This window comes from Kaistia sp. 32K (genome assembly GCF_016629525.1).
In the GTDB taxonomy this organism is placed as follows: Bacteria; Pseudomonadota; Alphaproteobacteria; order Rhizobiales; family Kaistiaceae; genus Kaistia.
Genome location: NZ_AP024269.1, coordinates 5,008,094 through 5,025,016 on the forward strand (window position 1 = coordinate 5,008,094; position 16,923 = coordinate 5,025,016).

General features: G+C 67.3%; 16 protein-coding genes. 9 read left to right on the plus strand and 7 right to left on the minus strand.

All coding sequences use genetic code 11. The features are described from left to right. Positions 1-41 precede the first annotated feature (41 nt). Positions 42-1,463: a PLP-dependent aminotransferase family protein gene (locus K32_RS23115; protein WP_201401738.1), complete on the plus strand. Its 1,422-nt coding sequence runs from the start codon at positions 42-44 to the stop codon at positions 1,461-1,463. Here K32_RS23115 and K32_RS23120 read toward each other — a convergent pair. Further along, the gene (locus tag K32_RS23120; RefSeq protein ID WP_244669706.1) at positions 1,460-2,833 is read right to left on the minus strand and encodes a DUF1214 domain-containing protein; all 1,374 of its coding nucleotides are present in this window, start codon (positions 2,831-2,833) and stop codon (positions 1,460-1,462) included. The genes K32_RS23115 and K32_RS23120 overlap by 4 nt on opposite strands. Before the next feature lie 337 nt (positions 2,834-3,170). Here K32_RS23120 and K32_RS23125 point away from each other — a divergent pair, with 337 nt between their 5' ends. The 3 genes from K32_RS23125 to K32_RS23135 all read left to right on the plus strand — a co-directional run bounded on the left by K32_RS23125 (position 3,171) and on the right by K32_RS23135 (position 5,451). Further along, positions 3,171-4,097 (plus strand): cation diffusion facilitator family transporter, encoded by a 927-nt coding sequence (locus tag K32_RS23125; RefSeq protein WP_201401739.1) that lies wholly within the window; start codon positions 3,171-3,173, stop codon positions 4,095-4,097. Positions 4,098-4,213: 116 nt separating this feature from the next. Beyond that, a complete protein-coding gene (locus tag K32_RS23130) occupies positions 4,214-4,924 on the plus strand; it encodes a DUF899 family protein (RefSeq protein WP_201401740.1) in 711 nt (236 codons plus the stop codon). Positions 4,925-5,022: 98 nt separating this feature from the next. After that, on the plus strand, positions 5,023-5,451 hold the full coding sequence (locus tag K32_RS23135) for a YciI family protein (protein ID WP_201401741.1): 429 nt from the start codon (positions 5,023-5,025) through the stop codon (positions 5,449-5,451). Here K32_RS23135 and cysK read toward each other — a convergent pair. The 6 genes from cysK to ubiE form a co-directional block, all read right to left on the minus strand. Beyond that, entirely contained in the window at positions 5,415-6,398 is a 984-nt protein-coding gene (gene cysK, locus K32_RS23140) for a cysteine synthase A (protein ID WP_244669707.1), read from the minus strand. The two genes, K32_RS23135 and cysK, sit on opposite strands and share 37 nt — an antisense overlap. 80 nt (positions 6,399-6,478) lie before the next feature. Continuing rightward, positions 6,479-6,955, minus strand: coding sequence for a dUTP diphosphatase (dut, locus tag K32_RS23145; RefSeq protein ID WP_201401742.1), 477 nt, complete (start codon positions 6,953-6,955; stop codon positions 6,479-6,481). Between the two features lie 39 nt (positions 6,956-6,994). Beyond that, a complete protein-coding gene (locus K32_RS23150) occupies positions 6,995-8,005 on the minus strand; it encodes a DUF4105 domain-containing protein (RefSeq protein ID WP_371813056.1) in 1,011 nt (336 codons plus the stop codon). A gap of 17 nt (positions 8,006-8,022) precedes the next feature. Further along, complete coding sequence (gene coaBC / locus K32_RS23155; RefSeq protein ID WP_201401743.1) at positions 8,023-9,285, minus strand: bifunctional phosphopantothenoylcysteine decarboxylase/phosphopantothenate--cysteine ligase CoaBC; 1,263 nt, start codon at positions 9,283-9,285, stop codon at positions 8,023-8,025. A 40-nt stretch (positions 9,286-9,325) separates the two neighbouring features. Then, a complete protein-coding gene (gene ubiB, locus K32_RS23160; protein ID WP_201401744.1) occupies positions 9,326-10,900 on the minus strand; it encodes a 2-polyprenylphenol 6-hydroxylase in 1,575 nt (524 codons plus the stop codon). 4 nt (positions 10,901-10,904) lie between these two features. After that, the gene (gene ubiE / locus K32_RS23165) at positions 10,905-11,684 is read right to left on the minus strand and encodes a bifunctional demethylmenaquinone methyltransferase/2-methoxy-6-polyprenyl-1,4-benzoquinol methylase UbiE (protein WP_201401745.1); all 780 of its coding nucleotides are present in this window, start codon (positions 11,682-11,684) and stop codon (positions 10,905-10,907) included. Positions 11,685-11,848: 164 nt separating this feature from the next. Here ubiE and mutM point away from each other — a divergent pair, with 164 nt between their 5' ends. From mutM to dnaA, 5 genes are all read left to right on the plus strand, one after another. Further along, positions 11,849-12,718, plus strand: a complete 870-nt coding sequence (gene mutM, locus K32_RS23170; protein ID WP_201401746.1) for a bifunctional DNA-formamidopyrimidine glycosylase/DNA-(apurinic or apyrimidinic site) lyase — start codon at positions 11,849-11,851, stop codon at positions 12,716-12,718. A 136-nt stretch (positions 12,719-12,854) separates the two neighbouring features. After that, entirely contained in the window at positions 12,855-13,643 is a 789-nt protein-coding gene (locus K32_RS23175; RefSeq protein WP_201401747.1) for an enoyl-CoA hydratase, read from the plus strand. 163 nt (positions 13,644-13,806) lie between these two features. Beyond that, the gene (gene rpsT, locus K32_RS23180) at positions 13,807-14,073 is read left to right on the plus strand and encodes a 30S ribosomal protein S20 (protein ID WP_201401748.1); all 267 of its coding nucleotides are present in this window, start codon (positions 13,807-13,809) and stop codon (positions 14,071-14,073) included. Between the two features lie 664 nt (positions 14,074-14,737). Continuing rightward, entirely contained in the window at positions 14,738-15,184 is a 447-nt protein-coding gene (locus K32_RS23185; protein WP_201401749.1) for a rhodanese-like domain-containing protein, read from the plus strand. Between the two features lie 109 nt (positions 15,185-15,293). After that, positions 15,294-16,736, plus strand: a complete 1,443-nt coding sequence (gene dnaA, locus K32_RS23190; RefSeq protein WP_201401750.1) for a chromosomal replication initiator protein DnaA — start codon at positions 15,294-15,296, stop codon at positions 16,734-16,736. Positions 16,737-16,923 lie beyond the last annotated feature (187 nt).

Below are 16,923 nucleotides of genomic sequence, written 5' to 3' on the forward strand. Positions count from 1 at the left end.
TTCGGGCCAGAGACGGTGCGGTACAGTTCGGGCAAACTGTTATGCCCACGGAGGCCATACGGATGGACGCGATATCCGGAGACGGCACGCGGACCGGGCGGGTGATGGCGGCGATCCGCGCCCGCGTCGCCAGCCGCCAGCTGCCGGCCGGCGCGAAGCTGCCCTCGATCCGCGCGCTGGCCAAGACCCTGCAGGTCTCGACCTCGACCGTGGTGGAGGCCTATGAGCGGCTGGTGGCGGAGGGGCTGATCCGCTCGCGTCCGGGCTCCGGCTTCTATGTCGCGAGCGCGGCCGCGCCGCTGGCGCTGTCGGAGATCGGGCCGCCGCGCGACCGCGCCATCGATCCGCTCTGGGTGTCGCGCCAGTCGCTCGACGCGGCGACGGGCGATTTGATGCCCGGCTGCGGCTGGCTGCCGCCCGACTGGATGCCGGAGGCGGGCATGCGCCGGGCGCTGCGCGGTCTCGCGCGCGCCGACGAAACGGCGCTGTTCGACTACGGCACGCCGCTCGGCCTGCCGCCGCTGCGCCAATGGATCGCCCGGCGGCTGGCGGAAAAGGGCGTCGAGGCGCCGCCGAACCAGATCTTGCTGACGGATTCCGGCACGCAGAGCATCGATCTGATCTGCCGGCTCCTGGTCGGCCCGGGCGACGTCGTGCTGGTCGACGACCCCTGCTATTTCAATTTCCAGGCGCTTTTGCGCGCGCATCGGGTGACGATCGTCGGGGTGCCCTATACGCCGGCCGGGCCGGATGTCGAGGCGTTTGCAAAAGTCTGCGCCGAGGCGAAGCCGCGCCTCTACATCACCAATTCGGCGATCCACAACCCGACCGGCGCGACGCTCTCACCGGTCACCGCTCACCGCATCCTGAAGCTCGCCGAGCAGCACGGGCTCACGATCGTCGAGGACGACATCTTCGCCGATTTCGAGCTGACGCCGGCGCCGCGGCTCGCCGCCTTCGACGGGCTGGAGCGGGTGATCGAGATCGGCTCCTTCTCGAAGACGCTCTCGGCCTCCGCCCGCTGCGGCTTCATCGCGGCGCGGCCGGACTGGATCGATCGCCTGGTCGATCTGAGGATCGCCACCAGCTTCGGCGGCGGCCGGCTGAATGCCGAGCTGACGCTGAGCCTGCTGCGCGACGCGGGCACGCGAAAGCATCTGGAGGGGTTGCGGCTTCGCCTGGCCCGCGCCATGGCGGAGGTCAGCGCCAGGCTGCGCGGGATCGGGCTCAAACCCTGGATCGAGCCCGAGGCCGGCATGCTCCTCTGGTGCCGGCTTCCCGGCGACCTCGACGCCGCCGACGTCGCGCGCGCAGCACTCGCCGAGGGCGTCATACTGGCGCCCGGCAACGTCTTCAGCGTCTCGCAAACGGCCGGCAGCTATCTCCGCTTCAACGTCTCGCAATGCGGCGACGCGCGCGTCTTCAGCGTGCTGGAGCGGGCGATCCGGCAGTCGCAGCGCTAGCGAAGCTCGGTCAGCGGCGGCGGCGTCCACTTGCCCTCCTTCACCGCCGCCTTCGGCACATAGGCGCGGAAGGTGAGCGAGAAGGGATGCCCCTCCGGCGAGGGCAGCCAGTTCGCCTCCGGCACGCCGGCGACCGGCTTCGGGCCGATGCCGATCTTCAGCGAGCCGTCCGCCTCGGGGGTGAGCTTGGAGTTGCTGTTGAAATTGTACCGCTTGAGCGGGTTTGGAACGACGCGGTAGTCCGGCACGCCGACGAGGATCACCGACCAGTAGCCGTCGACCACCTTCGCCGGCAGGCTGTCGGCCGGGAAGTGGAGGCCATAGCTCTTCGAGCCGTCGACGCGCTTGCCGGCCCCGTCGCTGACCAGCGAGAAGTAGACGACCTCGTCGGTGGAATTGGCCCAGATGCCGGCATAGTTCGCCGTGGTCCGCTGGAAATAGTCGCTGCCATAGGCGCCGCCGCGGTCGCCGATGGCCCAGCCGTCGCGGACCTCCAGGCTTTTGGCGATGCTGTTCTGGACGAAATCGGGAATGATCGCGTCGCGCAGGGCCTTGTCGATTTCGGCGCGCGCCGCGGGGCTCGACGCCGCATAGGCGGCGACGAAACGCGCCTTCTGCTGCATCGTTGCCGCGACCGGCGAGACGTCGAGCGCGCTCGAAAGCACCGCGTCGACGTTGTCGAAGGCCTCGACGCCGATCAGCGTCTTGTTGTCGAAGTTCGGGCGGTCCGGCGCCGGCACGGGCGTCACCGCGCCGACCGGCGACAGCTTGAACTGCTTCTGCAGCGCCACCGCGCCGTCCGGATCGCCCTTGATCTCGACCCGGGCCAGCAGCTTGGCCTTGGCGGAGTGCAGTTCGATGCGGCCGGCATCCGGCGGGATGGCGACGGTCGATCCCGGCTTCACCAGCGCGAACTTGCCGAACGGTTTTGACGGAAAGGTGCGCTCGTTGATGTTGGCGATCACCTCGCCCCATTCGTCGAGGATCTGCGCCGTGTAGTAGCGCCCCTGGATCTCCGGCACTTCGAGCAGCACGCCGGAATCGTCGTCGGTGGCGATCCAGGCTTCGAGATAGGCGACGTCGAAATTGGGATTGACGAAATCGGCCGTGCCGAGCGGGTTATAATGGATGGTGTTCCAGGCGAAGCCGTCCGCCTTGCTGTCCATCTGCTCCTGCCGAATCACCAGCAGGCGGCCGAGCAGATAGACATAGGCGTCGTGGATCGTCTGTTCGTCGGGGCGGGCGACCGTCTCCGTCTGGGCCAGAGCCGGAAGGGGCATGAGCGTCGTGGGCAGGGCCGCGAGGCCGAGCGCGAGCGACAGGGCGACGCCTGCCTTTCGGGCGACGGAACGGCAGAAAATCCAGTCCATTCATGTCTCCTTGGCGGACGTCGCGGCGAGCCGGGCGCGCGGGATTCGGTTGAGACGCAGGGATAGTCTTCGCTAACTCTAGGGCAGGTGGTCCGCTCTCTCAATTGTCGGCCGGCCGGTTCCAGCAACGGCGCGGTGCCTTTGGAGGCGATGCCTATCCAATACCCTGCCGTTATCCCCGCGGAGCGGGGATCCATACGGCTGCGCCATCGGGACGTTCGCGCCGCAATCGACCCGGCGGAACGCCACGGCTGGTGCGCCGTTGGCGCGACTTGGCTAGGATCGGGCTTTGGTTGGGATCGGGCCAATGGTTGGCGCTCGTCTCTTGGGGGACTTCATGCTGAGCGAACAGGGCGTCTTGCGCGCCTCGATCGTCGTGACCTTCGCGCTCGCGGCGTTCGGCATCGTCTTCGGCCTGCTGTCGGGCTCGTTCTCGATCGCCTTCGATGGCGTTTTCGCGCTGACCGACGCCGCCATGACAACGGTGGCGCTGGGCGTTTCCCACCTGATCGTTCAGTCGGCCAAACGCGACGCACTGTCCGGAAAGCTGCGCAATCGCTTCACGGTCGGCTTCTGGCATCTGGAGCCGATGGTGTTGGGGCTGAACGGCACCATCCTGATCATGGTCGCCATCTATGCGCTCATCAACGCGCTCCTCTCGATCCAGGCCGGCGGCCGCGAGCTGGAATTCGGCTATGCCATCCTCTATGCCGCGACGACCTTGCTCGTCTGTCTCGGCATGGCGTTGTTCGACTGGCGCACCAACCGCCGGATCCAGTCCGACTTCATCAAGCTCGACATCCATTCCTGGCTGATGTCCGGCGCGATCAGCGGCGCGCTGCTGATTGCCTTCGCCATCGGCTATTCGGTCGAGGGGACGACGTATGACTGGGTCGCGCCCTATATCGACCCGGCCGTTCTGGCGCTGATAAGCCTCGCGATCATTCCGATCCCGGTCGGCACTGTCCGCCAGGCGGTCGCCGACATGCTGCTTTTGACGCCGCCTGACCTCAAGGCGCATGTGGACGAGGTAGCGGCGGAAACGATCGAACGGCACGGTTTCCTCGGCTATCGCGCCTATGTCGCCAAGGTCGGGCGGGCCAAGCAGATCGAGCTCTATTTCATCGTTCGCAAGAACGGGCCGGCCAAGCCGCTGGAGGCCTGGGACCGGATTCGCGACGAGATCGGCGAAGCGATCGGCGATGAAAGCCACAATCGCTGGCTGACCATCGCGTTCACCACCGACACCGGCTGGGCCGAGTAGCGCTTTTTTTCGCGCGGCCTGTCGATTTCGGCGGCGCCCGATCGTTGAGACAGCGAGGACGGGGCGTTTCGGCGTCGTCCAGGCATGCATTCGACGAGCCAGGAAGGGAAGAAGCCATGGCCCATGATCAAATTCCCGAGGCATTGGTGCCGGCAGCGGAGCTGGCGGCGCGCAACCGGGCGCGCATTCTGAACGAGAGCGAGGCGTATCGGCAGGCGCGCACCGAACTGCTGGCGGAAGAGATCGAGTTGCGCCGCCATATCGAGCAGGTCGCTGCCATGCGACGGGCGCTGCCGCCTGGCGGACCGGTGACGAAGGACTATCGCTTCGACGGCGAGGCGGGTCCGGTCGGCCTCGCCGACCTGTTCGGCGACAAGGATACCCTCATCGCCTACAGCTACATGTATGGCCCGCAGCGCAAGCGGCCTTGTCCGATGTGTACGTCGCAGATGAGCGCCTGGGACGGCGAAGCGGAGGATATCGGCCAGCGCGCCGCCTTCGTCATGATCGCCCGCTCGCCCATCGACCGGCTCGTCGCCTTCAAGCAGGAGCGCGGCTGGAAGGCGCTGAAGCTGTTCTCCGACGCGAGCGGCGACTATACGCGCGACTATGTCGACCCCCAGGATGGCGATGCGCCCGGGCTCAACGTCTTCACCCGGCGTGATGGCACGATCCGGCATTTCTGGGCTGCGGAAATGGGCTTTGAGACGGCGGATCCCGGCCAGGACCCGCGCGGCGCGCCGGATACGATGCCGCTCTGGACCATGCTCGACATGACGCCGGAAGGCCGTGGCACCGACTGGTATCCGAGCCTCGAATATCGCTGAGGCCGAGCGGTTTCGAGCGCGGCGGATGCCGGGTCGCGTGAAGCAGACGCGGCCGGACTAAGCCTTGGCCAGCCCCCTCATCCCCCGAGGAGTCTTCGATGCAATATGCCTGTCTGGTCCATGTCGACGGCGCCGCCCTGACGGCGCTGTCGAAGGAGGAGCAAGCGCGCCTCACCGACGAAACCATCGCGCATGACTGGGAGCTGCGGCGGAACAACCAGCTGATCCTGGCGCGACCGCTGCAGCCGCCGGCGAGCGCCGCGATCGTGCGCGTGCGCGGCGGGCGCGCCACCGTCACCGATGGCCCCTACACCGAGGCCAAGGAGTTCCTCGGCGGCTTCCTGATCGTCGAGGCGGAGGACATGGCGGCGGCGGTCGCGATTGCCGGCGCCTGTCCGATGGCACGCTTCGGCAGCATCGAGGTGCGGCCGCTGCTCGTCCAGACGCACAGCGTCACCGGCGAGGCGCGGCCGCTTTTCGAGGTCTGCGGCTATTCCAGTCCCTCGAACAGCGCCGTCGACAGATAGCGCTCGGCGAAGGACGGGATGATGATGACGATGTTCTTGCCGGCGCTTTCCGGCCGGGCCGCCACTTGCAGCGCGGCGGCGATCGCCGCACCCGACGAGATGCCGACCGGGATGCCCTCGACCCGGGCTACCAGCCGTGCCGTCTCCAGCGCCTCGCTGCTGGGGATCTGCACGATCTCGTCATAGATCGCCGTATCGAGCACGGCCGGCACGAAGCCGGCGCCGATGCCCTGGATCTTGTGCGGGGCGGGCGAGCCGCCGGAGAGAACCGGGCTCTCGGTCGGCTCGACGGCGATCACCTTCAGCGACGGCTTGCGCGGCTTCAGCACCTGGCCGACGCCGGTGATGGTGCCGCCGGTGCCGACGCCGGAGATCAGGATGTCGATGCCGCCATCGGTGTCGTTCCAGATCTCTTCCGCCGTGGTCTCGCGGTGGATCGCCGGGTTGGCCGGGTTCTGGAACTGCTGCGGGATGACGGCGTCGCCGATCTCCGCCTTCAGCTCCTCGGCCCGGGCGATCGCGCCCTTCATGCCCTTCGGCCCCTCGGTCAGCACCAGCTCGGCGCCGAGCAGCTTCAGCATCTTGCGCCGCTCGATCGACATCGTCTCCGGCATGACCAGGATCAGCCGGTAGCCGCGCGCCGCCGCGACGAAGGCGAGAGCGATGCCGGTATTGCCGGAGGTCGGCTCGATCAGGGTGGTCTTGCCGGGGACGATCTTGCCCTCGGCCTCGAGCGCATCGACCATGGCGACGCCGATGCGGTCCTTGACGCTCGCGATCGGGTTGAAGAATTCGAGCTTGGCCAGCAGGTTGGCGTCAACGCCCTTCAGCTTCGCCAGCCGGTCCAGCCGGACGATCGGCGTGTCACCGATCGTGTCGGTGATCGAGGCGTAGATCTTGCCGCGACCGCGCTTTTGGGCGTCTACCTTGTTCGATCCTTCGGCCATTTTCGGGCATCTCCCTGTTTCATTTGCGCTTTAAGGCCGAATGCTAGTCTAGGCAGCCCGGCCGGTCGAGATCGGGCGGGCTATTTGCCGCCGGTCGAGCCGAAGCCGCCGGCGCCGCGCGCCGTCTCGGTCGAGAATTCCGCCACCACTTCGAAGCGCGGCCGCACCACCGGCACGAACATCATCTGGGCGATGCGGTCGCCGGGCTCGATGGTGATCGGCTCGCTGCCGGCGGCGTTGCGGTTCCAGACGCTGACCAGGATCGGGCCGAGATAGTCGGCATCGATCAGCCCGGTCGAATTGCCGAGCACCAGGCCTTGCTTGTGGCCGAGGCCGGAGCGCGGCAGGATCATCGCGGCGACGAAGGGGTCGCGGATGAAGAGCGCGAGGCCGCTCGGGATCAGGACCGCCGGCGAGCCCGCCTCGATCACGACGGGGGCGTCGATCGCGGCGCGGAGGTCGATCGCCGCCGCCATGTCGCTCTGATAGGCGGGCAGGCCCCAGGCCTCGAGGCGCGGGTCGAGCACCTTCAGTTCGATCGTCGGCTGGTGCGGCACGGCGCGGTCCCTCATGCTTAACAAGACAGTAACGGTAGGCTAACGGGCTGGAAGGTCGTTAACCCGGATGGCGGCGGAGAAATCGGGGCTGTCGCCGGCGGCGATGCCGAGCGCGCTGATCGCGGCGCGGCGGCGGAACTCGGCCTCGCTCAGGCCGGTCTCAAAGCCTTGATTCTGATAGATATAACTGGGCAGGTAGCCCGAAAGCAGGATGCGATAGTCGAACGGCAACGCCGGATCGAGCGCCCGAAGCAGGCGGAACACCACCGTCGTGCAGTTGGTGGTGACGGTGTTGTAGAAGGTCGGTACGGTCGCAAGCCGGTTGCCGGTCTCGACATAGGACCAGAACAGCTCCTGCATGCCGGCCTTGGGCATGTGTACCGAATAGCGATAGACGTCCTCGCCGCGGATATTGGTGCGAAGGCGGATGATGTCTCGCTCGTCAGCGGCGATCAGGGCGAGGTCGAACTCCTTGAAGAAGCCGCCGATCGACGAGAAGCTCTCGCCCTTTTCTTTCCGGATTTCCGCTGAGAAAACAACATGATCGCCGCCCTCGAAGCCGAAGGAGACGAGCGTGTGGGCGATCGCCGGGCTGGACCAGTAGGAGAGGAACAGGTCGACACTCTCGAGTTTCGCGAGGTCGTAGGTCCGTGTCTCCCAGCGCGGCGTGAACTCGGTCTCGCTCACCCAGTCGAAATCGCGGACATTCGTCAGCGTGACGATGTCGCCGTTGCGCGTGCCGGTGACGATGTGTTCGACATCAGGCGCCCATTCGTGGTCGAAGCTCGGCTTGATCGACGCCCACCAGAGGCCGACGGCGACGAGCGCCAGCAGATAGGCTGCGCGCGCGATCCAGGAACGCCTTGATATATCGAGGAAAAGCACGCCGAGGGCGAAGAGCGCCCAGAGGCCGATGGCGATCTTCTTCGCCGTCTCCGGCAGCGGCAGCTGGTACCAGAAGGCCAGCCCGACCAGTGCCGCCGTGACAAGGATGACGAGCCAGAGCAGCAGCCGGCAGAGCCAGCGGAAGATCGTCGCGAGCGTGCGAATGGCCCCGTCCTTCCCCGTCAGGAGGTCTTCGAAATCTGTCCGGCGATCCAGTCTACCAGGCGGCGCGCCACCTCGTCCTTCGGCAGTTCCGGCCAGCTCTCGATGCCCGCCGTCGTTACCAGATGCACGGTATTCGCCGCGCCGCCCATCACGCCGGTCGCCGGCGACACGTCATTGGCGACGATGACGTCGGCGCCCTTGCGGCCGAGCTTTTTCTTCGCGTTTTCAAGCACATCGTCCGTCTCGGCGGCGAAGCCGACGACGAGGCCGGGGCGACCCTCCCGGCGGTGGGCGATGGTGGCGAGGATGTCCGGGTTTTCCGTGACATGCAGGGGCGGCACGTTTCCGCTGCCGTCCTTCTTCAGCTTCGAGGCCGCCTCATGCGCCGGCCGCCAGTCGGCGACGGCCGCGGCGAAGACGGCGATGTCGGCCGGCAGCGCGATTTCGACGGCGGCGAGCATGTCGCGCGCCGTCTCGACCCGGCGCACCGAGACGCCGGCGGGATCGGCGAGCCCAACCGGCCCGGCGATCAGGGTGACGCGGGCACCGGCCGCAGCCGCCGCCGCCGCGATGGCAAAACCCTGCTTGCCCGAGGAGCGGTTGGCGATGTAGCGGACGGGGTCGATCGGCTCGTGCGTCGGCCCGGCCGTGATCAGAATATGCTTTCCACTCAAGGGCTTGGCGCTGGTGCGCTCGGCGCCCGTCGGCGCGGTACCGTTGGCGAAAAAGGCCTCGACGGCGGCGACGATGGCGAGCGGCTCGCTCATCCGGCCGGTGCCGGCCTCGCCGCTCTCGGCCATCTCCCCACGCTCCGGGCCTGCGAAACGGACGCCGTCGGCGGCGAGCTGGGCGACGTTGCGCTGCGTCGCCGGATGCGACCACATCGCCGGGTTCATCGCCGGGGCGACGAGGACGGGCAGCTTGGTCGCGAGTAGCACGGCGCTGGCGAGATCGTCGGCATGGCCGCCGGCCATCTTCGCCATCAGATCGGCGGTCGCCGGCGCCACGAGGATCAGGTCGGCCTCGCGCGCCAGCCGGATATGGCCGACATCCTGCTCGGCCTCGCGGTCGAAGAGTTCGGTATAGACCGTGCCGCCGGCGAGCGCGCCGGCCGCGAGCGGGGTGATGAACTCCGTCGCGCCGCGGGTCATGACGACGCGCACCTGGGCGCCGCGCTCCTTCAGGCGGCGGATCAGGTCGAGGCTCTTATAGGCGGCGATGCCGCCCGCGATGACGAGAAGGATGCGCTTTTCCGCCAACGTCGTGTCGAAATCCGCCATGCTTCCTCTCCCGATCCTCTCGACGCGGCCAAGGCCTGCGTCAGGTGAACGCATTCCAGGCGAGCAGGATGACCGCCAGCCAGACGCCGATCGTCAGCCAGCGATTGCCCCGTCCCTCGGCCCTGCCGATCGCCTCGACGGTCTCCGGCGAAAGCGTCAGGCCGTCGCGGGTCGCGTCGCTCAGTTGCTGTGCGATGCGGGCGCCATGCTGCAGCATGACGGGCAGCCGCGTCACGGCGTGGCCGATTTCGCCAAGGCCGGTCGCCGCTTCCTCGATCTTGCCGACCGGACCGAGATTGCGCTCGATCCATTGCCGCACCACCGGCTCCGACGCTTCCCACATGTCGAATTCCGGATCGAGCGAGCGCGCGACGCCCTCGACGACGACCATGGTCTTCTGCAGCATCAGGAGCTCCGGCCGCGTCTGCATGTCGAACAACTCCGTCACTTCGAAGAGAAGCGTCAGGAGGTTCGCCATCGAGATGTCGCTGGCCGGCTGGCCGTGGATCGGCTCGCCGATGGCGCGCAGTGCCTGCGCGAAATCTTCCGGCGCGTGGCGGGCCGGTACATAGCCGGCTTCCATATGCACCTCGGCGATGCGCAGATAGTCGCGGCGGATGAAGCCGTAGAGGATTTCGGCGAGGAAGCGCCGCTCGGCCCGGCCGAGCCGGCCCATGATGCCGAAATCGACGGCGACGACGTCGCCGGCCGCGTCGACGAATAGATTGCCCTGGTGCATGTCGGCATGGAAGAAGCCGTCGCGCATGGCGTGGCGCAGGAAGGCCTGCATCAGCCGCCGGGCGACTTCCTTCCGGTCATGCCCGGCCGCCTCGATCCCGGCCGGATCGGAAAGCTTGACGCCGTCGATCCATTCGAGCGTCAGCACGTCGCGCGCCGTCCTTGCCCAATCGACTTTTGGCACGCGGAAGCCGGGATCTCCAGAAGTCCGCTCGGCCATTTCGGAGAGCGCCGCCGCCTCGAGGCGAAGGTCCATCTCCATCGAGACGGAGCGCGCCAGCGTGTCGACGACGGCGATCGGCTTCAGCCGCTGCATCGCCGGGTCGAGCCGCTCGACTAGCCTGGCGCCGGCATAGAAGGTTTCGAGGTCGCGATGAAAACGCGAGCGGACGCCGGGGCGCAGCACCTTGACCGCGACGGCGCGCGTCGTGCCGTCGGCCTCGATCACCTCGGCCTTGTGCACCTGCGCGATCGAGGCCGCCGCGATCGGCGGCGAGAACTTGGTGAAGATCGTCTCGACCGGCTTGCCGAAATTCCTCTCGATGACGACGCGCGCCGCCTGCTCGCCGAACGGCTCGATCTCGTCGCGCAGCCGCCCGAGCGCATCGGCGACGTCCTCGCCGACGAAATCGGGCCGCGTCGCCATGAACTGGCCGAGCTTCACATAGGAGGGGCCGAGCTTGTTCAGCGCCGCGGTGATGCGCTCGCCGCGGTCGTGGGCGGCGGCGGAGCGGCGCTCCAGAAGGCGGCCGAGGCGCACGCCAAGCCGCGCCGGCGGCGGCACGTCATCGATGTCGACCAGGCTGAACGCGCCCTCGCGCGCCAGAACGAAGCCGGCGGAGGCCAGGCGGAAGAGAGCGGCGATGCCGAGCGCCATTGCGTCAGATTTTCCAGCCCGAGTGGATGGCGGCGATGCCGCCGGTCAGATTGCGGTAGGAGACCTTCGAAAAGCCCGCCTGCCGGATCATCTCGGCGAAGCGCTCCTGATGCGGGAAGCGGCGGATCGATTCGACGAGGTAGCGGTAGCTCTCCGCGTCGCCCGCCACCACCTTGCCCATCGCCGGGATCAGGTTGAAGGAATAGAAGTCGTAGATCTTGTCGAGGCCGGGGACGTCGACGTCGGAGAATTCCAGGCAGAGGAAGCGGCCGCCCGGCTTCAGCACGCGGTGGGCCTCCTTCAGCGCCTGGTCGATGCGCGGCACGTTGCGGATGCCGAAGGCGATCGTATAGGCGTCGAAACGGTTGTCCTCGAAGGGGAGTTCCTCGGCATTGCCCTCGACGAAGGTGACGTGCTCGGCGAGGCCGCGCTTCGCCGCGCGCTCGCGGCCGACCTCGAGCATCGAGGCGTTGATGTCGCAGACGGTGGCGCGGGCCGATTTGTGCGAGCGCTCGACGATGCGGAACGAGATGTCGCCGGTGCCGCCGGCGACGTCGAGCACTTCGAACGGCCGGTTGCGCGGCGGCGTCAGCCACGACACCATGGCGTCCTTCCAGACGCGGTGCAGGCCGGCCGACATGAAGTCGTTCATCAGGTCGTAGCGCGAGGCGACCTTGTGGAAGACGTCATTGACCATGCCCTGCTTGGCATCGACATCGACATCGCGGAATCCGAAGGAGGCGCGGCCCGTTTCGGGCGTCTCGCTGCGAGATTCGGTCGCCATGGCGTCCCACTCCTTATATTACGCATATGAGCCAGCGATCGCGTCTGCGGAGAGCTCCGCAGGAAAGGGGCGACCACCGCCCGATCTGGAAAACGAAGTCCTTGATAGCCGAAGCGCTTTCCATGCGCCACGGCCCCGACACCCGCAGAGTTGACGCAGCCTAAATGCCAGAGCTTCCCGAGGTCGAAACCGTCCGCCAGGGCCTTGCCCCCACCATGGAAGGCACCGTGATCGAAAGGCTGGAGCAGCGCCGGCCGGATCTGCGCTTTCCGTTTCCCGAGCGCTTCGCCGAGCGGCTGACCGGCCGCCGCATCGAGGGGCTGGGGCGTCGGGCCAAATATCTGCTCGCCGATCTCGACGACGGCGCCGTCGTCGTCATGCATCTCGGCATGTCCGGCTCGTTCCGGATTGAAGAAGGCGCGCTCGCCGAGCCGGAGACGCCTGGCGACTTCCACCATCCTCGCGGAAAAGCGCTGGCGCATGACCACGTCGTCTTCCATCTCTCGAACGGCAAGCGCGTCATCTATAATGACCCGCGCCGCTTCGGCTTCATGGACCTGGTGCCGCGCGCGGGGATCGAGACGGCGCGCCATCTCGCCGGCCTCGGGGTCGAGCCGGTCGGCAACGAGTTCGACGGCAAGGTGCTGCATCGCCTGTTCGAGGCGAAGAAGACCCCGCTGAAGGCGGCGCTGCTCGACCAGAGCCTGATCGCCGGCCTCGGCAATATCTATGTCTGCGAGGCGCTGCACATGTCCGGCCTGTCGCCGGAGAAGAGCGCCGGCTCGCTCACGGCCAAGGCGGCCGACCGGCTGGCGACGGCGATCCGCGACGTTCTCGCCGCGGCGATCGCCGCCGGCGGCTCGTCACTGCGCGACCACCGCCAGGCGAATGGCGAGCTCGGCTATTTCCAGCACTCGTTCCGGGTCTATGACCGCGAGGGCGAGCCCTGCCCGAAGCTCGACTGTTCCGGCGTGATCGCGCGCAAGGTGCAGTCCGGCCGCTCCACCTTCTATTGCGGCACCTGCCAGAAGTGAGCCGCCGGCGAGCGGGGACGTTTGTACGCTCCGGTCTTGAAGGCGCGGCGATCGTCCGCTAGGCCTGCGGCTCCACCCGCTTCGCCCGGCCTCCGCCGGTCGGGGAGGGGCGAGGTTCGGGAAGCGGGAGCGCGCCATGGCCCATGAGACCGTTGCTTATGAGACCATCCTTGTCGAGACGCGGGACGCCGTCGGCCTCATCCGTCTGAACCGCCCCAAGGCGCTCAACGCGCTGAGCCGCCAGTTGATCGCCGATCTGAACGCCGGCCTCGACGCCTTCGAGGCGGACGATGCCATCGGCGCCATCGTGCTGACCGGTTCGGAGAAGGCGTTCGCCGCCGGCGCCGACATCAAGGAGATGCAGGCGCTCGGCTATGTCGACGTCTATCTCGACGATTTCGTCGCCCATTGGGAGCGGCTGGCGGCGACCCGCAAGCCCGTGATCGCGGCGGTGGCCGGTTTCGCGCTCGGCGGCGGCTGCGAGCTCGCCCTGATGTGCGATCTTGTCATCGCGGCTGACAACGCGAAGTTCGGACAACCCGAAATCACCCTCGGCCTGATGCCGGGCGCCGGCGGCACGCAGCGCCTCGCCCGCTCGGTCGGCAAGGCGAAGACCATGGACATGGTGCTGACCGGCCGGATGATCGAGGCCGAGGAGGCGGAGCGGATCGGCCTCGTCTCGCGCGTCGTGCCGGCGGCCGAGCTGGTCGACCAGGCGGTCGCGGCGGCCAGCAAGATCGCCGGCCTGTCGCGGCCGTCGGTGCTGATGGCCAAGGAGGCGGTCAACCGCGCCTTCGAAAGCCCGCTCGCCGACGGCATCCGCACCGAGCGGCGGCTGTTCCATTCGCTGTTCGCGACCGAGGACGCGCGCGAGGGAATGGCGGCGTTTCTCGACAAGCGCCCCGCCGCGTTCCGCAACCGCTGAATCCGCCGGATCGTGATTGACGGCGCGCGAGCAGCCGACTATAAGCCGCCCATGAACCGGGCGGCGTCGTAGCCGCCCATTCCGTTCAGCCCGAATTCCTTGGGGTTCCCTTGGGATCTGCGGCACGGAAGTCCACCGAACCGCTTTTTCAGGAAGGCCCCTCATGGCCAATACGCCGTCCGCCAAGAAGGCGACCCGCAAGATTGCTCGCCGTGCCGAGGTCAACCGCACGCGCCGCAGCCGCATGCGCACCTACGTCCGCAAGGTCGAGGAGGCGATCGCTTCCGGCAATGCCGCCGCCGCCGCCGAGGCGTTCAAGAACGCCCAGCCGGAATTGATGCGCGCCGCCCAGAAGGGCGTGCTGCACAAGAATACCGCTTCCCGCAAGGTTTCGCGCCTCGCCGCCCGCGTGAAGGCGATCTCTGCCTAAGCTGCAGAGTTTCTGGGGATTGACAAAAGCCCGGCCTCGGCCGGGCTTTTTTGTTATGCGGTTAAGTGCCTGCCCTGCCTCAGAAATGCCGCGAAGGTCGGTCTTGGCGCTCGGTGCCCGATCCCTGCTTCGCACCATTTGATCAACAAAATCAAAGGCTTATGTGGCGGTGGTTAGCTGTCCTGTCGAGTCGGTCGGATTCCGAACGAGTCAAGAGGCATCGGCCGTAATTTTTTCGCCCGCTTTGGATCTTTTCTGAGGCGCCGGCGCCGCCTTCTGAACCCTTTGACTCGTAAGGGATTCGCGGGGGCAGGGTGCCGGAATCGAGGCGGAGGGCCGGAGGGCCGGGGGCAGGGGCGGTCGAATCTTGGCCAACCGGCGTTGCGAGCCCCCGACCCCCTGTGTATTTTCCACCTCATGGAGACGGCAGCGTCAGTTGTCGTCCGCCGGTGGGGTGCTCCGGCAAGAGTTCTAACAGGCGTTTCTCGCCTTACAGAGTTTAGGGGCGAGGCAGCATTGAAATCGCGGAAATTCAGTTTGCTCTATATGTAGTGTTTTTGCGTATTTAATTGCTTCCGCGTTCTGGAAGAACCTAAACCACCCTGTATCAGCTTCAGATTTACATAGTACGTGACCCTGACGGTCATGTGCGTGAGGGGGCAGTATGTCTCGTTCGCCTGCCGGCAGCTTTGCCGGCGACGTTTCGGCCGATGAGGCTTGGGAAGGGCTCTCCAGTGAACCGCAGTCGATGCTGATCGATGTGCGGACCCGGGCCGAGTGGGCTTATGTCGGCATTGTCGATCTGAGTGCGATCGGCAAGGAGACGCTGCTGGTCGAATGGCAGAGCTACCCGGCGATGACGGTCAATGCCGACTTCGCCGAGGTGCTGGCCGCCGAGCTGGAACGGCGCGGCATCGGCCGCGAGACGGCTCTGTATTTTCTGTGCCGGTCCGGCGCGCGCAGCCTCGCGGCGGCGAACGCTCTGGCCGAAGCCGGTTTCGACCGGTGTTTCAACATTGCCGGCGGCTTTGAAGGGCCGCTGGACGAGGGCCGACATCGTGGTTCCGTGGATGGCTGGAAAGCCGCGGGACTGCCTTGGGTCCAATCATGACAAGATGCCATTCGTTACGAGAGGGGCTCAGATGCGCGACGACAGGACAGGCGAATTTGGATCCGGAGCTTCGGCTCTCAGGACGATCGCTGTCGATGGGGATCAGCCGATGAGCGGGCGCGCGGATGCGGTGCTGTGGGAACGCGTCAAGACGCGTCTCAGGACGGAACTGGGCGAAGACGTGTTTTCGAGCTGGTTCGCCCGGGTTGAATTCGAGAGCTCCGACGGCGCGTCCGTCGATCTTTCGGTGCCGACCCGATTCCTGAAATCGTGGATCCAGGCGCACTATCTCGACAAGCTGCTCGGCCTCTGGGCCGCCGAGGTCGAGAGCGTTCGCCGGGTCGAGCTGCTGGTGCGCGGCGCCGTCCGCGCCCGGGCGCCTGCCAAGGTCGAGAAGCCCGCCGCCGCCGTCCAGGCGACGCCCGCGCCGACCTTCATTCCGGCCGCCAGCGCCGCGCCGATCGTCGCCGCGGCCGCCGCGCCGGTTCGCAGCGAGCCCGATGGCGACGGTTCGCCCGTCGATCCGCGCTTCACCTTCGACACCTTCTGCGAGGGCGGTGCCAACCGCGTCGCCTATGCCGCGGCCCGTGCCGTGGCCGAGACGCCGGCCGGCCGGCCGACGCCCTACAACCCGCTCTATCTTCATGCCGCCGTCGGTCGCGGCAAGACGCATCTGCTGCACGCCGTCGCCCAGGCGGCGCGCCGCGCCGATCCGAGCCGCAAGGTCGTCTACCTGACCGCCGAGCACTTCATGTTCCGCTTCGTCGCGGCGCTGAAGAACCAGTCGGCGATCGCCTTCAAGGAGCAGCTGCGCGAGATCGACCTGCTTCTGATCGACGACCTGCAGTTCCTGCAGGGCAAGTCCGTGCAGCAGGAATTCTGCCACATGCTGAACGCGCTGATCGACGGCGCCCGGCAGGTGGTGGTGGCGGCCGACCGGCCGGCGGCTGAGCTCGAGACGCTCGACGAGCGCGTCCGCTCGCGCCTGCGCGGTGGTGTCGCCTTCGAGATCGCCCCGCCGGACCTCGACCTCCGCCGCGATATCCTGAAGAGCCGATACCAGATCGCCCAGACGCAGAACCCGGGCGTCGAAGTGCCGGAGACGGTGATCGAATACGTCGCCCAGTCGGTCGTCTCGAACGGCCGCGACCTGGAAGGCGCGCTGAACCGCCTCGTGGCGCAGTGGCAGTTCACCAACCAGCCGGTGACGATGAACTCGGCCGAGATCACGCTGCGCGATCTCGTCGGCGCCCATGAGCCGCGCCGGGTCAAGATCGAGGACATCCAGAAGGTCGTCTCGCGCCACTACAACGTGTCGAAGGCCGACCTGCTGTCGAGCCGTCGCACCCGCACCATCGTGCGGCCGCGCCAGATCGCCATGTATCTGTCGAAGACGCTGACGCCGCGCTCGCTGCCCGAGATCGGCCGTCGCTTCGGCGGTCGCGATCACACCACGGTGCTGCACGCCGTCCGCAAGGTCGAGGAGATGATGCAGGGCGACCAGCATCTGGCGGAAGAGATCGAATTGCTGAAGCGCATGATCGACGAATAGTCGATCGGTCCTGAGCCGGCGGAGGATCTCCGCCGGCTTCTTTGTCTCCCGTCCCGTCCCGATCCCCGGGATCGCGGGGGAGGGCCTTGCGTTCCGGGCCGGAACAAGCCAATTTCCACGGTCCGTACCGGACGCTGCGTCCGGCCTCTGTCGGCGCCGCGCCATCCGCGCGGCTTTTCTGTCAAGG

Coding starts and splice junctions, on each gene's coding strand:
- K32_RS23135 (WP_201401741.1), top strand. CDS start 5,023: ATGCAATATGCCTGTCTGGTCCATGTCGACGGCGCCGCCCTGACGGCG.
- cysK (WP_244669707.1), bottom strand. CDS start 6,398: ATGGCCGAAGGATCGAACAAGGTAGACGCCCAAAAGCGCGGTCGCGGC.
- mutM (WP_201401746.1), top strand. CDS start 11,849: ATGCCAGAGCTTCCCGAGGTCGAAACCGTCCGCCAGGGCCTTGCCCCC.
- K32_RS23185 (WP_201401749.1), top strand. CDS start 14,738: ATGTCTCGTTCGCCTGCCGGCAGCTTTGCCGGCGACGTTTCGGCCGAT.
- dnaA (WP_201401750.1), top strand. CDS start 15,294: ATGAGCGGGCGCGCGGATGCGGTGCTGTGGGAACGCGTCAAGACGCGT.
- coaBC (WP_201401743.1), bottom strand. CDS start 9,285: ATGGCGGATTTCGACACGACGTTGGCGGAAAAGCGCATCCTTCTCGTC.
- K32_RS23130 (WP_201401740.1), top strand. CDS start 4,214: ATGGCCCATGATCAAATTCCCGAGGCATTGGTGCCGGCAGCGGAGCTG.
- K32_RS23175 (WP_201401747.1), top strand. CDS start 12,855: ATGGCCCATGAGACCGTTGCTTATGAGACCATCCTTGTCGAGACGCGG.
- K32_RS23115 (WP_201401738.1), top strand. CDS start 42: ATGCCCACGGAGGCCATACGGATGGACGCGATATCCGGAGACGGCACG.
- K32_RS23125 (WP_201401739.1), top strand. CDS start 3,171: ATGCTGAGCGAACAGGGCGTCTTGCGCGCCTCGATCGTCGTGACCTTC.
- ubiB (WP_201401744.1), bottom strand. CDS start 10,900: ATGGCGCTCGGCATCGCCGCTCTCTTCCGCCTGGCCTCCGCCGGCTTC.
- ubiE (WP_201401745.1), bottom strand. CDS start 11,684: ATGGCGACCGAATCTCGCAGCGAGACGCCCGAAACGGGCCGCGCCTCC.
- K32_RS23120 (WP_244669706.1), bottom strand. CDS start 2,833: ATGGACTGGATTTTCTGCCGTTCCGTCGCCCGAAAGGCAGGCGTCGCC.
- rpsT (WP_201401748.1), top strand. CDS start 13,807: ATGGCCAATACGCCGTCCGCCAAGAAGGCGACCCGCAAGATTGCTCGC.